Origin of the sequence: Cryobacterium sp. TMS1-13-1 (assembly GCF_004403125.1) — a bacterium.
Classification (GTDB): Bacteria; Actinomycetota; Actinomycetes; order Actinomycetales; family Microbacteriaceae; genus Cryobacterium; species Cryobacterium levicorallinum.
The window spans coordinates 121766-138333 of sequence record NZ_SOGX01000014.1 but is presented as its reverse complement, the minus strand read 5'-3'; the positions used below and the strand labels follow the sequence as shown (position 1 = coordinate 138333).

Sequence of the window (16568 nt, the reverse complement as noted above, 5' to 3'; positions counted from 1 at the left end):
GGGAAGCTGATGGTGGGCATTACGCCAGTTGCGCGACCAAAGGGAAACACGAACGTTGCGATGAATAGCATTCGTTTCGCCGCCGCGTTCCTGGTTGTCATATTCCACCTACGCTCATTGTTCGTGGTGGACTTTTCTGAAACCGCAGTAGGTGGACCAATCACAGTCGCGCTCTACGGGATTATGTCGCTCGGACATCAGGCCGTCATCGTTTTCTTCGTGCTGAGCGGATTCTGGGTCGGCGGCTCAGTAATCAATGGCGTTCGAGAACGTCGTTTCAGCGCCGGCGCCTACGCATCCGCTCGACTCATTCGCCTGTGGATTGTCTTGATACCAGCCATCGTTTTGACCCTGATTCTGGACGCTGCCGGAACCGCGCTTCACGCCGGGAGTGACATCTACGTAGGTTCCGCCGCTTATCACTCGTTGATCCCGCTCGATAGGGTCGAGGCGCACACCAGCGCGCTTTCTGCGGTCGGAAACATGTTCTTTCTTCAGGACATCTACGTTCCGACAGTCGGCGGCAACAGCCCACTCTGGTCGCTTGCGGCTGAATTCTGGTACTACCTTCTATTTCCTGCAGTCGTCGTAGCGGTATGGAAGGGCGTGAGTCTTCGCGCGCGACTCGTCGCGATCGTTGTCATCGTTCTCCTGGTAGCCATCCTATCTGTGGGCCCACTGGAGAGCAGTTCTCGCGTTCTCATCCTTGCCCCAACTTGGGCGATCGGGGCCGGAGTCGCATGGTTTAGGGAGGACATCGAGGCGTGGCCCAACCGGCGAACATCCCCAGCAGTATTTGGTCTTCGGATTGCGCTCGGGGTCGCCGTTCTGATCGCTACAGTGGTGGATAGCCGCATCTGGAACGCAGGCACTACCTATGTTCTAGCGGTTGTCGCCGCGTTATGGTTGGCATCGCTCGTCACAGACGTTCGATCCCGAGTTGCAAGGACGGTTCTAATGCCTTTCTCTTTTGCGGCAGAATGGTCGTATTCCTTGTACGCCATTCACCTGCCGATTCTCGCGTTGGTCGCTGCCACGATCGTTCCGCTCGCATCCGATCGATGGCAGCTCACCGCGTGGAGCGCTCTTCTTTGTCTTGCAATCTCCTTGATTCCAGTGGCAGCCGCCATGGTGTTTTACGTGCTTTTCGAGCGCAATACCAATTCGGTTCGGAAGTTGCTTCGACGCGTCGCGTCTGCACGAATGGGGAATACGAAACCGCGCATGTCAGTGGGTACGACATCGTGAGCACCACAGTCAGGAACGTCGTCGCAATGAACGGTGTCGAATTGGCTAAATGGGGGCTGGGCATCGCAGGGGCACTCGTCCTCGTCGCTGTCAACCTCTACCTACCCATTCACTTGGTCCTCGTGATGATCGGACTGATCGTCGCGTTCATCATTAACCGGCGAGTTGGAGTAGTAGTACTTGCAGTTCTCTTGATCCCCACGATGAGCCTCCTCCGACGGATCGCTGCCGGTCCTTCTGGGTATACCGAAAGCGACCCGCTCATCTTGCTTCCATTAGTTCTCGTCGTCGTCGTGGTCGCAATGAGTTGGACTCACCCCCCGACTTTCAACCACAGAACGAAGTTAACAAATGGCGCTGCGACCGCGACCATTGCGGGAATCGCCATGAGCGTTCTGCTCACGACATCTTTCGATACGAAAGGACTGTTCTTCGCGGGCCTGATCATAGTGCCGCTCATGCTTGCGATCGTGCTGAGCTCCGGACGCATGCCGCCCGTGTGGGAATCGGTTGCAAAAGTGTTGCCGTGGCTGGGCTTCCTGGTGGGCACCTATGGCATTATCCAATTTTTCTTTCTTCCATCCTGGGATCGTGCATGGATGCTTACAAGCAAGCTGACCAGCATCGGGTTTCCGATCCCTCTGGAAGTGAGAGTGTTCGGAGCGTCGGAGTCACCCGGTCCCTACGCGCTCTTCCTCGGGTTGGTTGTCACATTGTGTCTTGGCAACGCGGTCGTAAAAAGCGGCGGTGCCAAGCGCCTCGGCTGGGTCGTTCTCGCCAGCTATTTGGTGTTCCCGCTAATCCTCTCGGGAGTTCGATCGGCGCTGCTTAGCTTTGGAATCTGCGCTGTGATCCTCGCACTCGTGCGAGCCAGAGGCATCATTCGCGTGCTGATACCCGTGTTTCTCTTGATCGCCTACCAGGCTCTCACTGTGGTGATCAGCCGGTTCGGCGCAACTTCTACCATCCTGAACGCAGATAGGTACACAGGAGTTTCCGCCCAGGACGACTCGCTCGTGGCCCGCCTAGGTCTTCTGAACTACCTAGCGAATCCGCTTCAGCACATTATCGGCAATCCCAACGCGCCCGTGGTTGACAACCTTTTTATTGACACGATGATCCGATACGGCCTTCTCGCGGCGGTGGGCTTGTTCGCGCTCTACATCTCGATCGTTGTGATTGCCGTTCGCGGCCTTGTTCGCAAGCAGAACGAGGTCGTATCGGTGTGTGCGATCTTCATCGGCATCCTGTCGCTCTTCGGGCCGAGCTTCAACGCGCTTTTCGGAATCCTGATCGGAATCGTTTTCGGGACTGTGATGGCCACCCCAGAATTTTTGGCGCGCGAAAGAACTACCTCGAGATCTATCAGAGCCGCCGGATAACCGCACACCAATCGAGCGACTTGCTGACTTTCCTGGATTTTTGCAGTTGAGGTGGTCGAAAGGGGCGCGTCGTTGGGCTGAAAGAGGTGTCAGCGCTCTTTGAAAAGTAGGCCAGTTTCGGCTGACAGTTTCAAGGCTCTTCGCAATTGAGGGTGTAGTTGGGTGCGTGAAAGGGGCGCGTCGTTGGGCTGAAAGAGGTCGAGGCCTTCCCATGATAGAAGTTCCAACACTGCCCATCAAGAAGACCTCGACATGTCCATGACTACTTTTGCCAGCCCGATCTGACCACCTTTTGCCGGCTGGATGAGCTCGGCCTGCGAGCCGTCGGGCAGCACCTCGACCGCGGTCGTGCGGTGCTCGAGTGTCACGTCGTCGAGCCTGACGATTGGTGCCACCACTGCGGCTGCCAGGGCATCCCGCGCGAGACGGTCATTCGTCGTCTTGCCCACGAACCGCTGGGGTGGCGGCCGACCACACTACTCGTGCGGGTGCGCCGCTACCTGTGTAGCGGGTGCGGGCGAACATGGCGCCAGGACACCGGTGTCGGCGGCCGTGACAAGCTGGGCGCTTTCTAGCGAACGTCGCATCACTCGATCAAATGTGGGCCGTTTCCCTGAGCCTATCGAAGTGCGCTTGAGCTGATTCCCAATTGCGTGATTCGCGAGGCCGCGCGTTGATCTTCGCTGCGACTTCAGCCAAGCGCTCCGGACTGTGGAGGCTCAGATTGGTGCCTTTCGGAAAGTACTGGCGGATGAGCCCGTTCGTGTTCTCATTCGAGCCTCGTTGCCAGGGCGAATGCGGATCGCAGAAGTAGACAGGGATGCCCGTTTCGGTCTGGAACTGCAGATACTCAGCCATTTCCGAACCCTGATCCCACGTCAAGGACTTCCGCAGGTGCGGCGGGAGCGCTGACATGGCCTGACCGACGCGTTCACGGACGGTGGCGGCGTCGCGTTTGCCGTTGAGGTGCACGAGCAGCAGCATGCCCGTTGTGCGCTCCACGAGTGTTGCAATAGCTGAGCGGTTGAATGTTCCGCAAACGAGATCGCCCTCCCAATGGCCCGGCACCAACCGTGTGTCGACCTCGGCGGGGCGCTCGCCCAGCAGCGGCCCGGAGAAACGCGATCGTCGTCTTGAGGTTCGACGATGGTTCAGTCGACCGCGGCGCCCGGTTCGGAGGTGACGGGACATTCCCCGGGACAGGCCCGTGGCGTGTGGCGAGTACAGGGCTTGATAGATGCTTTCGTGAACGACGTTCATCTCGGGCTGTCCCGGATAGTCGATGCGCAGCTGGTGGCTGATCTGTCGCGGACTCCATTGTTCGAGAAGGTGTTTCGAGATTGCACCTCGCAGTAGAGGGTTCCCTGCGATCTTGCCTGGGCGGGGGCGCTTCCGGGCGGCATCCGCCAGGACCTGTGCCGCACGTGGAGCGTATCTTTTCCCCCGCGGCGAACGATTTCGGACCACTTCCCGGCTGACTGTCGACGGGTTTCGCCCCATCTCTGCAGCGATCTGACGCAGGCTCTTTCCTACCTGCAGCGCATCAGCGATCTGGATCCGTTCACCCTCGGAGAGGTACCGTGGCGAAATCGTCGGTGGTGCTTTCAGTGAGATCGGCGCGTAGGTCGTCGCTCGACCTCGGGTGTCGGTCACGGTGCGGCCGTGCCGCCAGCGCATGCCGGTGCGCCGGTTGATGTTTAGTGTGCGGCACGCCTCGGCGTTGCTAATTCCTTGCCTCATTAGCTGAGCATATTTGGTGCGCGTCTCGACCATCGGGAGTGCACCGGTGCCCTTTCGCCGCGTTCTTGGACTCTCAGACATCGCTTCTCCTGCACCTCGGGTGATGCGACATTCGCTAGAAAGCGCCCTGCCCGTAGGCGGCCACGGAATTGCCCGCTGACGGCCAGTGAAACTGCCCGTTGGTGGCCATGAGATCTGCCCACTTCCTTTTCTGGGCCCGACCGGTTAACCGGCGGGAGCCTCTCCCTGGGGTTTGATTGCGGTATCTAGACGCATCAAGCCAGTTCAGGAAGAGGCCCATTTATGAAGGTAGACGTAGAAGTCATGGAAATGCTCGCTACGTATGATCTGACACGATCTTTTCGCGCTGCTGCGGAGCTGATGGGGTGTTCGAACCACACCGTCGCCCGCCATGTCGCCGCCCGGGGCGCCGGCCAGCCACTGGCTGAACCCGCCTTTCTAGGCCGGGTCACGGACCAGTTCCTGCCGAAGATGGAGGAGTGGATTCAGTTGTCGCACGGCAAGCTTCGCGGTGACAAAGCCCATACCAAGTTGCTGGCCCTCGGCTACACCGGGTCAGAACGCTCCACCCGGCGGGCCATCGCGCAGGTCCGCGCCAACTTCGCCTGGGCAACGTTCGGGTGCACCGGCCGTGGGTGACGGAGCCGGGCCAGTGGCTGCAATACGATTTCGGTGACGGCCCGTTGATCGATAGGCGCAAGACGGTGTTGTTCGTGGCGTGGCTGGCGTGGTCCCGGTTTCGGATCGTCATCGTGCTGCGTGACCGGACGGCGCCGACGGTGTTCGCGGCGCTGGACCGGACGCTGCGGATTATTGGCGGCGCGCCGACTTACGTGCTGACCGACAACGAGAAAACTGTGACCGTGGCGCATATCGCCGGTGTTCCGGTGCGGAACTTGCAGACGGTGGACTTCGCCCGGCACTACGGCGTGACGGTGCTCACGTGTCAGCCGGCGGACCCGGCGACGAAGGGCAGGTCGGAGTCGTCCGTGAAGCTGGCCAAGGCCGACATCGTCCCGAAGGACACGAACCTGCGGCCGGAGTATGACTCGTTCGCAGAGATTGAAGTGGCCTGTCAGGAGTTCATGGACGAGGTCAGCATCCGGGAGCACCGTGCCACCCGGCGCAAGCCCGCCGCGATGCTGCTGGAGGAGACACCGCGGCTGTAGCGCATCCCCGACACCGCCCACACGGTCTCGTTTGGTCTGTCGCGCAGCGTCCCGGACAACACCCCGATGGTCACGTTCGAGAACGGCCAGTATTCGGTGCCGTCGCACCTGCTCGGCGCGCAGGTGTTCATCCGCAGCCACGGCGTCGGCAGTGACGAACGCATCGTGGTGATGCATCAGAGCAGTGAGGGGCCGGTGGAAGTGGCCCGGCATGTCTGCTAAGCGGGCGCGCCGGCATCCGCTGTGAAAGTGTCTCGGAAATGGCTGGTCTGGCCTTGCCTACATTGCCGGGGGGAACTTGCCCGATAAGTGAGCATTTGCCGAAAATAAAAGCCCTCTTGAAGACGGTTGACCGCAGGTTGTTTGCGGTCTCGAGTTCGCTCGTGGATCTGTCAGCGCCCACGGACTACTTTTCAAAAAGCCTCGAGGGTCTCGATCGCTCGTACCTCGCGCCTCGACCCGCGGGGTGGTTCGCACCTCGCGCCGACCGGGGCGAGCGAGTGCAGCAGACTGCCTTGTTTGACGCGCGGCGCTGGTGATTGGCTTAAGAAATTGCGCGGTCGCGGACGTGGTCGCGCTAAGACTATTGTTCGCCATCCGCTCTAAAGGGGCGGGCTACCTAGCCCTGGAGCGGAGGGACAACGCGCAGGTGTGACCGGGCGCTGCGCTGCTGGCGGGGTGCGGACTCGGCGCCGGCCAGTGGGGGCACCAGCGTGAGTGGCGTCGGCGCGATCTGGGGCGCGGGAGCGGGCGGCACGCTGAGCCGTAGCGGCAGACCGGTCGCCACACGCTTCTTGTTGGCCTGCCTGCTCTTGGCGCGGATCAGCCAGACCAGCTCGTTGCAGTCCGGGTTGGCGCACTCGAAACGCACGATGTTTCCCAGCCGGGGGCAAGGCCACATCAAGGCTGTTCTCGGCACGTCGCTGAAAGCGGAGACCCTCACGAACCCAGCCAAGATCAGCGGCCTGGTCGGCGCGATTGCTCCCCATCTCGCCGTCGACGACGGGCTGAACTCGGCCTACCTGGCAGGGTTGGCCGTGGAGCTGCGCGACGTGCGCGTCGGCAACGTCACATTCTTCACTTTACCAACGAGGGGCACCGGCACCTCAGCTAACGGACAGTCGATCGTCATTATCGATCAAGACAAGCTCAAGGCTGTGCAGCAGGGGTTTCAGACGGACACCCTCGATGCGTTCCAGCCGGAGGTGCAGACGATCGGATAGGGGCATCACCCGGCCAGGACATCCTGGGGCTTGCGCGCGGGCAGGTCAACTGAGATTTTGCTCAGCCAAGATGAATGCACTGTGAATCAGCACAACCGCGAGCCCGACAGTGGCCGCGCGCGTCACGACTCTGGCAACACTTGGCGTGACGGACGCGAACACTTATTGAACCAGGAAGCCACCACGACGCTGACCACGGGTGTGTCGAAATCGCTCTGCTTCATGTCGAGGTGGACTGCCCAGGGCGTTAATGTGACGCTCACTGGGGTGGGGTCGGTTGTTGCGCAGATGTCGTTACTATCGTTGGCCAGCGGCGGGTGCTGCGCGGGGCATCCAGGGCCATCGTGAAGACGATTGACGGCGGTCTTGGCTTCGCTCGCGGGTCTCGATCGCTCCTTCGTCGCGCCTCGACCAGCGGGGCGGGGCGCAGGTTCCTGGGTCACATCTTTCTGCGCCGCATCGAGCCGAGCACCAGCCTGTCCGCGGCCAGTTCATACGCTTGTTCCTCGCTCAACATGGTCGCGGAGCGGAGCATGGAGCGGATCTCCGAATGCACCCGCGGTGAGTGCTCCTGCAGCACTGTGACTCGTCGCGATATAGCGGCGTCGAGATCGACTTCGGTGCGAACGACCTCGTTGACCAGTCCGATGCGAACGGCTTCCTCACCCGAAACTGTGCTCCCCGTTGCCGTCATCCAGAAGGCTTGCCGCCGGCCGATCGTTCGCGCCAGCCAGGCCAGCACGAGCGTGGGGGCGAGATCCATCTTGACCTCGGGAAAACCGAAAGTGGCTGTTTCCACTGCGACGGCCACGTCGGCCAACGCGACGAGCCCCACTCCGAAGCCCGCGGCGTTTCCCTGCACGCGCGTCACCGTCACCAGGGATGTCTCTGCGAACGCTTCGTTGAGGTCGATCAGGCGACGAACTTCACGAGGCAGGTCATCCGGTGTGGCGGCGGTGCGTTCCCGGCCGAGACAGAAGGAGTCACCCGTGGCCTCGAGAACCACGACGTGAATCCCGTCAGGCGGCGTCCGAAGAAAACCAGCCAGCGAATCGCACATGTTTAGCGTCATGAGATTGCCATCAGGTTTGTCGAGCCGAATCGTCATCAACGATCCGGTTCGCTCGTAGGTGAGCCCCTCTACCCGGGCCAAAGTGTCTGTTAGGTGTGTCATATTTTCCTCATCGAGCTTCATCAGTTGGTTCAATTTGGAGTCAGTTCAAGCGTTCGACTGAGACGCCCCCGTACCAATCGACGTCATCGTTGGCGGTGCGCACCGTGACACTTCTCACGTGGGTGAAATCGTGGAACGATTCCCAGCCGCCCTCGCGGCCTTGACCGCTGTTACGAACGCCGCCCCACGGCGAGGAGGGATCGAGACGATGATGGTCATTCACCCAGACGATTCCCTGCTCCAGTTTTGAGGCCACCCGGTGAGCTCGAGCCACGTCGCGAGTCCAGATCGACGAGCCCAGCCCGTATTGCGAATCATTCGCGAGCGTGATGGCATCCGCTTCGGTGTCGAAGGGAATCACGACGAGCACCGGGCCGAAAATCTCCTCCCGCGCCACCCGCATGTCATTGGTCACGTTGGCGAGCACGGTGGGAGCGACGAAGTACCCGTCGAGGCCGGGAACAGCGACCGCATGGCCGCCCGCAACCAGGGTGGCTCCCTCGTCGACGCCGATTTGAACGTAGGCGAGGATTCGATCTCGGGCGCGCTCGGAAATGACCGGTCCGAGCTGAGTGTCTTTCGCGCTCGGGTCGCCGATGCGAATGTGATTCGCTTGGTCTACGAGCGCTTCGACGAACTGCTCGTAGATGGTTCGCTGCACGAGAATGCGCGTGCCGGCGATGCAGGTCTGACCGGCGCCGACGAATCCCCCGAAGGCTGCGCCGCGCGCGGCGACCTGTACGGGAATGTCGTCGAACACGATGACCGGAGTTTTGCCTCCGAGCTCGACGGTTGACTTGGCAAAGCGCTTCGCCGTGGCGACCGCTATGGATCTCCCGATTTCTGTGCCGCCGGTGAAGACGACTTTGTCGACCAGTTCATGCTCGACCAGGGCCGCGCCGGCGACGGGACCCAGCCCGGGCACGACGTTCAACACACCCGGCGGAATTCCCGCGTCCAGGGCGAGTCGCCCGATCACGAGCGCCGTGAGCGGCGTTTGCTCTGAAGGTTTCAGCACGACGCTGTTTCCCGTTGCCAGGGCGGGAGCGACACTTTTAGAAGCAATCATCAGCGGATGGTTGAAGGACGACAACGTGGCAACCACGCCGAGGGGAAATCTGGACGTGTAGGAGTGATACTGCCCGGCCATCGGGACGACGGCATCCCGATCAGCAAGCAGCAGCGCTGCGTTGTACCGGTACCATTCCGGCAGTCGGGTGATCTGCGCCTTGGTTTCCGTGATCGGACGACCGTTGTTCAGCGTTTCGAGTCGGTAGAGTTCGTGCATGTTTTCTTCGAGTAGGTCCGCAAATCGACCCATGATCTTCGCACGCTGATGAATCGGCATGTCCCGCCAGACGCCGCTGTCAAAGGCGTTCCGGGCCGATCGCACGGCGGTATCGATATCGTCGGCGTCCGCGTTGTGGCACTGAGCAAAGACTTCGCCCGTCGCAGGATTGACTAAATCTAAGAGATCTCCACCGCCAGGTACGTCCTGACCTCCGATAAGGAGCGTATGTACTCGCTGGGATGTCGTGGTGATTGCGGTCATGTACTTTCCTGTCTCTAAAGTCATGCTGATTGGGCCAGGTGCTGGGCGGCCTCTTGTTTTGTGGACGCCTCAAGGTCTTCAAACCGACGAAGTACCGATGCCTCCAAAATGGCGACCTCCGGGTCGGAAGCGCGGCGGGGTCGCGGAAGCGAGACTTCGATGTCTTCATGGATACGGCCGCCGGGTGCCAGCATGAGGATGCGGTCGGAGAGCTCCGCTGCCTCGCTCACGTCGTGCGTCACAAAAATCACCGTCTTGCGGGTGTGAGCCCACAGCTCTTGCAGGTGTTCGCGCAAGCCGCGCGCCGTGATGGCGTCCAAGTGGCTGAAGGGTTCGTCCATCAGCAGAACGTCGGGCTCGACCGAAAAGGCGCGTGCGATGCCGATGCGCTGTTGCTGCCCACCGGAGAGTTGGCCGGGCCATTTTTTTGCTGCATGGGCAAGCCCCACCCGGGTGAGAGCGGCATTCACCCGCTCGCGTGCCGCCTCGTTCCGAACGGGCTGCACGTACATGAGATTATCGAAAACGCTTCGCCACGGCAGAAGTCGGGGCTCTTGAAAAACGTAGGCCAGCTTCGCCGCCTTCCCGTTCTCATTCATGACAACCGAGCCTGACGTGGACGTCTCGATGCCGGAAATGATGTTCAGGAGGGTGGTCTTGCCACACCCTGAGGGTCCGACGAGCGAAAGAAAGGACTGGTCCGCGACTTCAAAGCTGATATTGTCCAGAACCGTTTGCGGTCCGGTGGGGGTATTGAAGACCTTGTTAATACAGTCGACTCTGACTGTGGCCATGCGCGTACTCCTTTACTGGGAAGGTTTGAGACTGGTGGTGTGGATACGTCGTGAGATCAGTCGCCGTGCCTCGCATTCACCCCGCCGCCGGCATCGGAATGACTGGCATCGCGCCAACGAAAGGCGTACCGAGACAGCCGCTCGAGAACCAGACGATCGGTGAGCACCATGAACAGAATGAAGAAGGCGATCCAGGCGATGAAACCGGGCATCTGGTTGGCGTCGTACCAATAACGAGCGCGGTGGCCGACACCGTCGGAGGCTCCGAACCATTCGGAGAGTAACAACCCGTTCCAGCCCGACATCACGGCAAAGCGGATGCCGGAAAAGAGGTATCCCGACACCGCCGGGAGCATGACGTGGCGCAGACGCTGGAGAAACGGAACGCTGAATGAATCGGACATATTCAAAAGCGCCGGCGGGATCGATCGCGCACCTGCCGCGACGTTGACGGCGATGAAGGGCACGGCGGAAAGAACAATCGTCATGATCGGAGCGGTGTCGCCGAATCCAAACCACATGACGCAGAGCAGCGCCCAGATGACGGCGGGAACGGCGAGACCGACCATATTGAGATCGCCGAGGAGATCGTTGAGAACCCTCGACGCTCCGATGGCCAAGCCGAGTGCCGTGCCGATGACGATGGCCAGCCCGATGCCGATGCCGAAGCGCTGCATGCTGATGGCAAAATTGGACAGGAATTCGCCAATTTGAGCCTCCCGAAACGCTGCGCCCGCCACGACGATCGGCCCGGGAATTCTGTCACCGATGAAGTCCCAGGCTTGCCACAGGGCCAGGAAAACGACGGCGGCCGTCACCGATGCGCCGGTTGTTCCGACCAGCCATCGCTGCAACCCTGATCGACCGGGCCGGGCGCCCACAGCGTGGGTCTTCGTGGATGTACTCATGACTACCGTCCCCCTCTCCACGCGAATATTCGATTTTCCAGCCGAGCGAGAACGAGCCGTTCGACAACCAGGATGAATAAGACAAAGAATCCGGTCCAGGCGAGCACTCCGGTAACGGAGAACTCTTGGTATTCGGCACGAATCATGAACCCGATGCCATTCCTTCCGCCGAAGACTTCAGTCAGAGCTTCCACTTTCCACGCCATGGCAAACCCGTAACGAAGCGCTGCGAAAAGATAGGGCACGACCGACGGGAGGAAGACGGATCGAGCGATATCGCCTTTTCCCCGTCCGAAGACGGTGCTCATCTGCACGAGCTGAGGGTCCACTGCTCGTACGCCTTCGGCCACGTTCAAGGCCACATACGGCAACGCGACGAACGTCACCGCGACGATCGGACCGATCGCACCGATTCCGAAGAGTACGAGAGCGAAAACCGCGAAGGTGAGCCCCGGCACGTTTCCGAGCACCAGCATCGGCTGTTGGAAGAAGTTCCTCCAATAGGTGCTCCTGCCCATCAGTAGACCGATGGGGGCGCCCAGAACAGCACCGATCAGAAATCCCGTTGTTATCTTCCCGATGCTGGCGCCGAACTGAACGATCGCGCTGCCGTTGAGGAGCAGGTGCCACATCTCCGCCGCGACCGTCCACGGCGGCGGAAGGATGTACGAGTTGAAAGAGAAGACCGATAAAAAAGACCAGACGCTTAGCAGCAGGAGATACCCCGCGACGACCAACCCCACCCGGCGGGCCTTGCTGGCCGACGTCGCTGTGCTGAGATTGCCGGATTTCGTAGCGTGCTTAGTGCGCCGCTCCAGGCCCAGGGTGATCATGGTCACTCGTCCGTGGCGAGGAATTCTGGGATATTTTGATCCTTATCCATGAATCCGGTCGATTGCAGGAGATCGAATATCTGGGACTCTCCCTCGACCCACTCGCTGTCGAATCGGATGTCATCGACGAACCAGTCGTGCTCAGCAATATACTTCTGCACGAATTCCACGTCTTCTGGATCTTCGACCGCGAAGTGCTGCGGGTATGCCTCGACGATTTTCTCCTGGTTCGCCGACCATTCCTCGAGTCCGCGCTGCCAGACGTCGAGGAAGAACTGCACCTCGTCGGGATACGCGCGAGCCCATTCCGACCCGGCAAGGAAGACGTTGATCATCGGGCCCTCGTGTCCATCGACGACCTGTTCGGAGTAGATGTCCGCTGACGCTTTGCCGTCATACAGAACTTTGAGCTCACCACTGCGAAGTCCGGGTGCTGCGAACTCGGGGAGGCAGACACAGGCCGCCACCTCGCCACGCTCGACCAGATCTGCCTGGTTCTGGGGGTCAGCGACGATGAGGTTGAAGTCTCCGCCACCCGTGCGGAAATCGAGATCATGCATCTTTTTTGCGTACGCCCCCCACACGAGAGTGGCGGATACCGCGGTGAACACCACAATGTCTTCACCGACCAGATCTTCGAGGGTTTCGGCCGGGTTATCGGCACGGGCGATGACTACGCTTCTGTCTTTGTTGTACCGACCAATGGTGAGGGTGTCCCGGCCGGTTTCCTTTTCAATGATTGGGATCTCATAAGACGCCGTCGAGACCACATCGGCGTGGCCGCCGGCAAAGACGCCGAATTCATCCCAGGTGGAGGAGGCGATGATTCGCATGCCTCGTTCCTCCTCCATTTCGGCGAGAATCCCCTCGTCGGCGATGTAGTCCCACACCGGGTCGGGGGCGAACGTAAATCGAATCGTGTTGGCCGAGCCGCCATTTTGCGATTGACCCGTTGCTGCCCCACAGGCAGTGAGGAGCAGGGTCGAAATCACGGCGAGACTGACTACTTGGATACGTCTTGTTTTTCTGGTCACTTGTTTTTTCCTTCTCTTCAAGGAACCTGACGCGGCGTTGCGGCAGGTCTAATTGCGGAGGAACGACTTTCGTGCAGGGAGGCAAGTGGATCGAGTCCGTCGCTGGTCGCATTCTCCAATAGGTATTGCAGGATGAAATCGTGGGAAGTTGCCAGATGCTGTCGCGTCAACGCAGCTGCAAGCGCCGCGTCTCCGTCTTCGACGGCCGTGAGAATTTGAGTATGTTCTGCGTGCAGGTGCTCGGTGTTGCCGATCACTTCGAGATGGAGGTGCAGGTAGCGATCCGTCAGTTTGCGCAACTGCTCAACGGTCTTGATCATCCGCGGGCGATCGGCCTGGTTGTAGACGGTGGCGTGGAAATCCGTATTCGCCTGAAGCCAGGTGCGGGTGTCAGAACTGTGGCTCATCGTTTCAAGTTCTCGTCGCATCTGCAGAATCTCCGCCCTCCCCACATTGGGAACAGCGATTTGCGTCGCCAACGGCTCAATGGCTTCGCGCATCTCGTAGAGTTCCTGCAATTCCGGAACGGACATTCCGGTGACCACCGCGGTCGCTCCCGAAGTAGGGACCACGAGGCCCTCAGCGGCCAGCACCTGCAGAGCGTCACGAACGGGTATCCGACTCACGCCGAAGGACTCGGCCAACCGGAGCTGAGACAAGCGCGCGCCTGGCAAGATCTCGCCGACAAGTACGCTCGCGCGAAGCTGGTCGGCAATGCGCTCTGATGCAGTTTGGTATGCCATTTCATTTTCCTGTCTACAACTTTCACGAAGTGTATACAGCTTTGGCCGTTTCGGTCAAGACAATCTATGGGCCTCTGCACTGGCCTTGACGTGGGTGGCGAGGGAGTCGTGCAAAGCGATTGGCTCTGATCGAGGGGCCGGGGTCCCGATCGCTTCTCCAACCCGGCCAAAGTTGCGCAACTTTCCGCATAAATGAGCGAAATGCGCAGCATGGCTTGCGAAGTCGCTTGTATTGCGCAGGTTCACTTGGCATACTGGATAGGCCCGTGCGCAGCTGCCCGGGCTTCGTCCTGCTCTAGGAGATATCACTGTGGATATAAGACTCATGGCCGCGCTTGTTTTGGGGATTGCGACGATCATCGTTCTTGTCCTCCGCACTCGCCTGGACGCCTTCGCTGCCCTCCTCGCGGCGGCCCTGGTCACCGGCTTCGTCGCCGGCCAACCGGCCCTCGACATCATCACCGCCATCACCACCGGGTTCGGCAACACGCTCGCCTCGATCGGCATCGTGATTGGGCTCGGCGTCGGAATCGGCAAGGTCCTCGAGGTCTCCGGCGCGGCGAAATCGCTGGCCCAGGCCTTTCTCAAGCTCTTCGGCAAGGGCCGCGAGCCCTGGGCCATGGGCAGCGTCGGCGCCCTCGTGTCGGTGCCGGTGTTCTGCGACGCCGGCTACGTCATCATGAACCCGCTGGCCCGCTCGATCGCCCGGGTCAAGCGCGGCGGCTATGTGACCATCGCCCTCGCCCTCGGCGCCGGCATGACCCTCACCCACCACCTCGTGCCGCCCACCCCCGGGCCCCTCGCGGTCGCCGGCATTCTGGGTGCCGACCTCGGCATGGTCATCGTCGTCGGCAGCATCTTCACCGTGCTTCTGCTGCCCATCGTGGTGATCTACGCCAAGTGGATCGGCCCCAAGCTTGAGTCCTCAGTGACCCCCGCGGTGCGCCAGGCCGTCTACGGCGCCGCGGCCGTCACCCGTCAGTCGCACGGCGGCAGCGCCACGACGACCACCGCGACCCTCGCGCGTGACGCCGACTCGACCGACGCCGGCACACTCTTCGCCGAGCTCGAAGCCGACGACGAGCCCGACCTCGGCACGCCGCCCGCCGGCGCCAAGCCGCACCGCGTCAACGCCTTCCTCGCGTCGCTTCCGCTCGCCGTGCCGCTGGTGCTCATTCTGATCAACACCGTGGGAACCGCCATCGACAAGAGCGCCCAGGGCGCCCTCACCGGCGACTACACGCCCTCGGGCTGGGTCGTTCCCCTCGCCTTCATCGGAAACCCGGTGATTGCCCTCATCATCGGCATGCTGCTCGCCGTGTACGTGCTGCTCCCCCGCTGGACGCCGCGCGGCAAGGTCAACGGCTGGCTGGCCGAGGCCGCCGCATCCGCTGGACTCATTCTACTCATCACCGGCGCCGGCGGAGCGTTCGGCCAGGTGCTGCGCACCTCCGGAGTGGGCGACGCCCTCGCCGACGCGATCGGTTCCACCAACCTGCCCGCGTTTCTCATTCCGTTTCTCATCGCCACCGTCGTGCGCATCGCCCAGGGCTCCGGTACCGTCGCCATGATCACCGCCGCCGCCGTCTCCGCTCCCCTGGTGACGAGCATGGGCATCGACCCCCTTGTGGCCGTTCTGGCCTGCACCGCCGGCTCCATGGTGTTCAGCTACTTCAACGACTCCTACTTCTGGGTGGTCACGACCTTCACCGGCCTCGAAGGCACGAGCGCGCTCAAGGGCTGGTCGGGCATCACCACCGCCGTGTGGGTCGGCTCCATCCCGCTCTTGTTCCTCGCGAACCTGATTCTCGGCTAGCGGTTATGGCGACCAGGCGCAGCACTGCGGATGCCTCGGCGCCGACCGATTACCGGCGCGGCACCCGGGCGAGGCACGAACGACTCCTCGCCCTGGTGCGCGCCGGATCGACGGGGGTCGACGAACTCGCCACCGCCCTGCAGATCTCCCCCTCCACCGTGCGGCGGGACCTCGCCCACCTGAACACCACCGGGGCGATCACCCGCACGTACGGTGGGGCCAGCTCGGCCCCACCGTTTAGAGAACGCGAACTCAGCGACCGTGTCACCGTTGAGCACGCGGCGAAAGGCGCAATCGCTGCCCGTGCCGTCGAACTGGTGCCGCTCGGCGCCACCATCTTTCTCGATGCCGGGTCCACCTGTGGGGAACTCGCCCGGCAGCTGTGGCACACCGAAGGGCTCACCGTGGTGACCCGGAGCCTGGATAGCGCGCTCTACCTCGCATCCGCTCCGAGCCTCGAAGTCATCGTCACCGGCGGCCGGGTCGCGCGCACCAGCCACGGTCTCGAGGGCCCGCTCGCCGATCTCGCCCTCGGCCGCTACATGGTGGACGTCGCTTTTCTCGGCGTCGATGCCCTTGACCCGGTTGACGGCGTCGGCGAGCCGACCCTGCCCGAGGCGCAGGTGAAAGACACGGCAGCCCGCCGCGCGCGCCGCGTCGTCGTGCTCGCCGATGCGAGCAAGCTTTCCCGTGGAGCGGTTCCTGCCTGGGCGCCCCTGCCGCGCGGCTGGACCCTGATCACCAACGAGGTCGACGACGATATCCTCGACCGCTACCGGTCGGAGGGTGTCGCCGTCATCTCGACCGAAGTGCGCGCCGAGCCGCGCTGATCGAGGTTTCTCGACGGCGACAGGACCCCGGTCTCGATCGCTCCTTCGTCGCACCTCGATCAACGAGAAGCGCTGATCGAGGCGCGAGCCTGCGAACCACC

The 16568-nt window shown here is 61.6% G+C and carries 14 protein-coding genes and 2 pseudogenes; 7 read left to right on the top strand and 9 right to left on the bottom strand.

What is annotated here, in order from left to right:
* Window positions 1–9: 9 nt before the first annotated feature.
* The 3 genes and pseudogenes from E3T31_RS14755 to E3T31_RS14745 all read left to right on the top strand — a co-directional run.
* Window positions 10–1248: an acyltransferase gene (locus E3T31_RS14755; RefSeq protein ID WP_166788520.1), complete on the top strand. Its 1239-nt coding sequence runs from the start codon at window positions 10–12 to the stop codon at window positions 1246–1248.
* Entirely contained in the window at window positions 1245–2630 is a 1386-nt protein-coding gene (locus E3T31_RS14750; protein WP_134469748.1) for a hypothetical protein, read from the top strand. The genes E3T31_RS14755 and E3T31_RS14750 overlap by 4 nt, the downstream gene beginning before the upstream one ends.
* Before the next feature lie 281 nt (window positions 2631–2911).
* Window positions 2912–3169: pseudogene (locus E3T31_RS14745) on the top strand (ISL3 family transposase); the annotation flags it as partial.
* A 55-nt stretch (window positions 3170–3224) separates the two neighbouring features.
* Here the strand turns inward: E3T31_RS14745 and E3T31_RS14740 are convergent.
* Entirely contained in the window at window positions 3225–4451 is a 1227-nt protein-coding gene (locus E3T31_RS14740) for an IS30 family transposase (RefSeq protein ID WP_134469746.1), read from the bottom strand.
* A 222-nt stretch (window positions 4452–4673) separates the two neighbouring features.
* Here E3T31_RS14740 and istA point away from each other — a divergent pair.
* Window positions 4674–5773, top strand: a pseudogene (gene istA, locus E3T31_RS18575) (IS21 family transposase); the annotation flags it as partial.
* 406 nt (window positions 5774–6179) lie between these two features.
* On the opposite strand, the gene E3T31_RS14730 reads toward istA, so the two are convergent.
* Complete coding sequence (locus E3T31_RS14730) at window positions 6180–6431, bottom strand: hypothetical protein (protein WP_134469744.1); 252 nt, start codon at window positions 6429–6431, stop codon at window positions 6180–6182.
* Between the two features lies 1 nt (window position 6432).
* On the opposite strand from E3T31_RS14730, the gene E3T31_RS14725 reads away from it, so the two are divergent.
* The gene (locus E3T31_RS14725; protein ID WP_134469742.1) at window positions 6433–6783 is read left to right on the top strand and encodes a hypothetical protein; all 351 of its coding nucleotides are present in this window, start codon (window positions 6433–6435) and stop codon (window positions 6781–6783) included.
* 439 nt (window positions 6784–7222) lie between these two features.
* Here E3T31_RS14725 and E3T31_RS14720 read toward each other — a convergent pair whose 3' ends face one another.
* From E3T31_RS14720 to E3T31_RS14690, 7 genes are read right to left on the bottom strand one after another with little or no spacing between them, the layout of a single operon-like run.
* Window positions 7223–7990: an enoyl-CoA hydratase/isomerase family protein gene (locus tag E3T31_RS14720; protein ID WP_206750321.1), complete on the bottom strand. Its 768-nt coding sequence runs from the start codon at window positions 7988–7990 to the stop codon at window positions 7223–7225.
* Window positions 7991–7997: 7 nt separating this feature from the next.
* Window positions 7998–9509: an aldehyde dehydrogenase gene (locus tag E3T31_RS14715; RefSeq protein ID WP_134469740.1), complete on the bottom strand. Its 1512-nt coding sequence runs from the start codon at window positions 9507–9509 to the stop codon at window positions 7998–8000.
* A 20-nt stretch (window positions 9510–9529) separates the two neighbouring features.
* Complete coding sequence (locus E3T31_RS14710; RefSeq protein WP_134469738.1) at window positions 9530–10303, bottom strand: ABC transporter ATP-binding protein; 774 nt, start codon at window positions 10301–10303, stop codon at window positions 9530–9532.
* A gap of 56 nt (window positions 10304–10359) precedes the next feature.
* Window positions 10360–11211 (bottom strand): ABC transporter permease, encoded by an 852-nt coding sequence (locus E3T31_RS14705; RefSeq protein ID WP_134469737.1) that lies wholly within the window; start codon window positions 11209–11211, stop codon window positions 10360–10362.
* Between the two features lie 2 nt (window positions 11212–11213).
* Window positions 11214–12044 carry an ABC transporter permease gene (locus E3T31_RS14700; RefSeq protein ID WP_134469735.1) on the bottom strand — a complete coding sequence of 277 codons (831 nt, stop codon included), beginning with the start codon at window positions 12042–12044 and terminating at the stop codon, window positions 11214–11216.
* 2 nt (window positions 12045–12046) lie between these two features.
* Entirely contained in the window at window positions 12047–13078 is a 1032-nt protein-coding gene (locus E3T31_RS14695) for an ABC transporter substrate-binding protein (RefSeq protein WP_174844889.1), read from the bottom strand.
* 17 nt (window positions 13079–13095) lie between these two features.
* On the bottom strand, window positions 13096–13821 hold the full coding sequence (locus E3T31_RS14690) for a GntR family transcriptional regulator (RefSeq protein ID WP_134469733.1): 726 nt from the start codon (window positions 13819–13821) through the stop codon (window positions 13096–13098).
* Between the two features lie 310 nt (window positions 13822–14131).
* Between E3T31_RS14690 and E3T31_RS14685 the strand changes: the two genes are divergently transcribed.
* Together E3T31_RS14685 and E3T31_RS14680 are read left to right on the top strand one after the other, a co-directional pair.
* Window positions 14132–15637 carry a GntP family permease gene (locus E3T31_RS14685; protein WP_198417032.1) on the top strand — a complete coding sequence of 502 codons (1506 nt, stop codon included), beginning with the start codon at window positions 14132–14134 and terminating at the stop codon, window positions 15635–15637.
* Between the two features lie 5 nt (window positions 15638–15642).
* Entirely contained in the window at window positions 15643–16467 is an 825-nt protein-coding gene (locus E3T31_RS14680) for a DeoR/GlpR family DNA-binding transcription regulator (protein ID WP_134469731.1), read from the top strand.
* Window positions 16468–16568 lie beyond the last annotated feature (101 nt).

What these genes read in the sequence shown, in the direction of transcription:
- E3T31_RS14680 (WP_134469731.1), top strand. Translation starts at nt 15,643, where the DNA reads ATGGCGACCAGGCGCAGCACTGCGGATGCCTCGGCGCCGACCGATTAC.
- E3T31_RS14725 (WP_134469742.1), top strand. Translation starts at nt 6,433, where the DNA reads ATGTTTCCCAGCCGGGGGCAAGGCCACATCAAGGCTGTTCTCGGCACG.
- E3T31_RS14740 (WP_134469746.1), bottom strand. Translation starts at nt 4,451, where the DNA reads ATGTCTGAGAGTCCAAGAACGCGGCGAAAGGGCACCGGTGCACTCCCG.
- E3T31_RS14700 (WP_134469735.1), bottom strand. Translation starts at nt 12,044, where the DNA reads ATGATCACCCTGGGCCTGGAGCGGCGCACTAAGCACGCTACGAAATCC.
- E3T31_RS14755 (WP_166788520.1), top strand. Translation starts at nt 10, where the DNA reads ATGGTGGGCATTACGCCAGTTGCGCGACCAAAGGGAAACACGAACGTT.
- E3T31_RS14715 (WP_134469740.1), bottom strand. Translation starts at nt 9,509, where the DNA reads ATGACCGCAATCACCACGACATCCCAGCGAGTACATACGCTCCTTATC.
- E3T31_RS14690 (WP_134469733.1), bottom strand. Translation starts at nt 13,821, where the DNA reads ATGGCATACCAAACTGCATCAGAGCGCATTGCCGACCAGCTTCGCGCG.
- E3T31_RS14710 (WP_134469738.1), bottom strand. Translation starts at nt 10,303, where the DNA reads ATGGCCACAGTCAGAGTCGACTGTATTAACAAGGTCTTCAATACCCCC.
- E3T31_RS14705 (WP_134469737.1), bottom strand. Translation starts at nt 11,211, where the DNA reads ATGAGTACATCCACGAAGACCCACGCTGTGGGCGCCCGGCCCGGTCGA.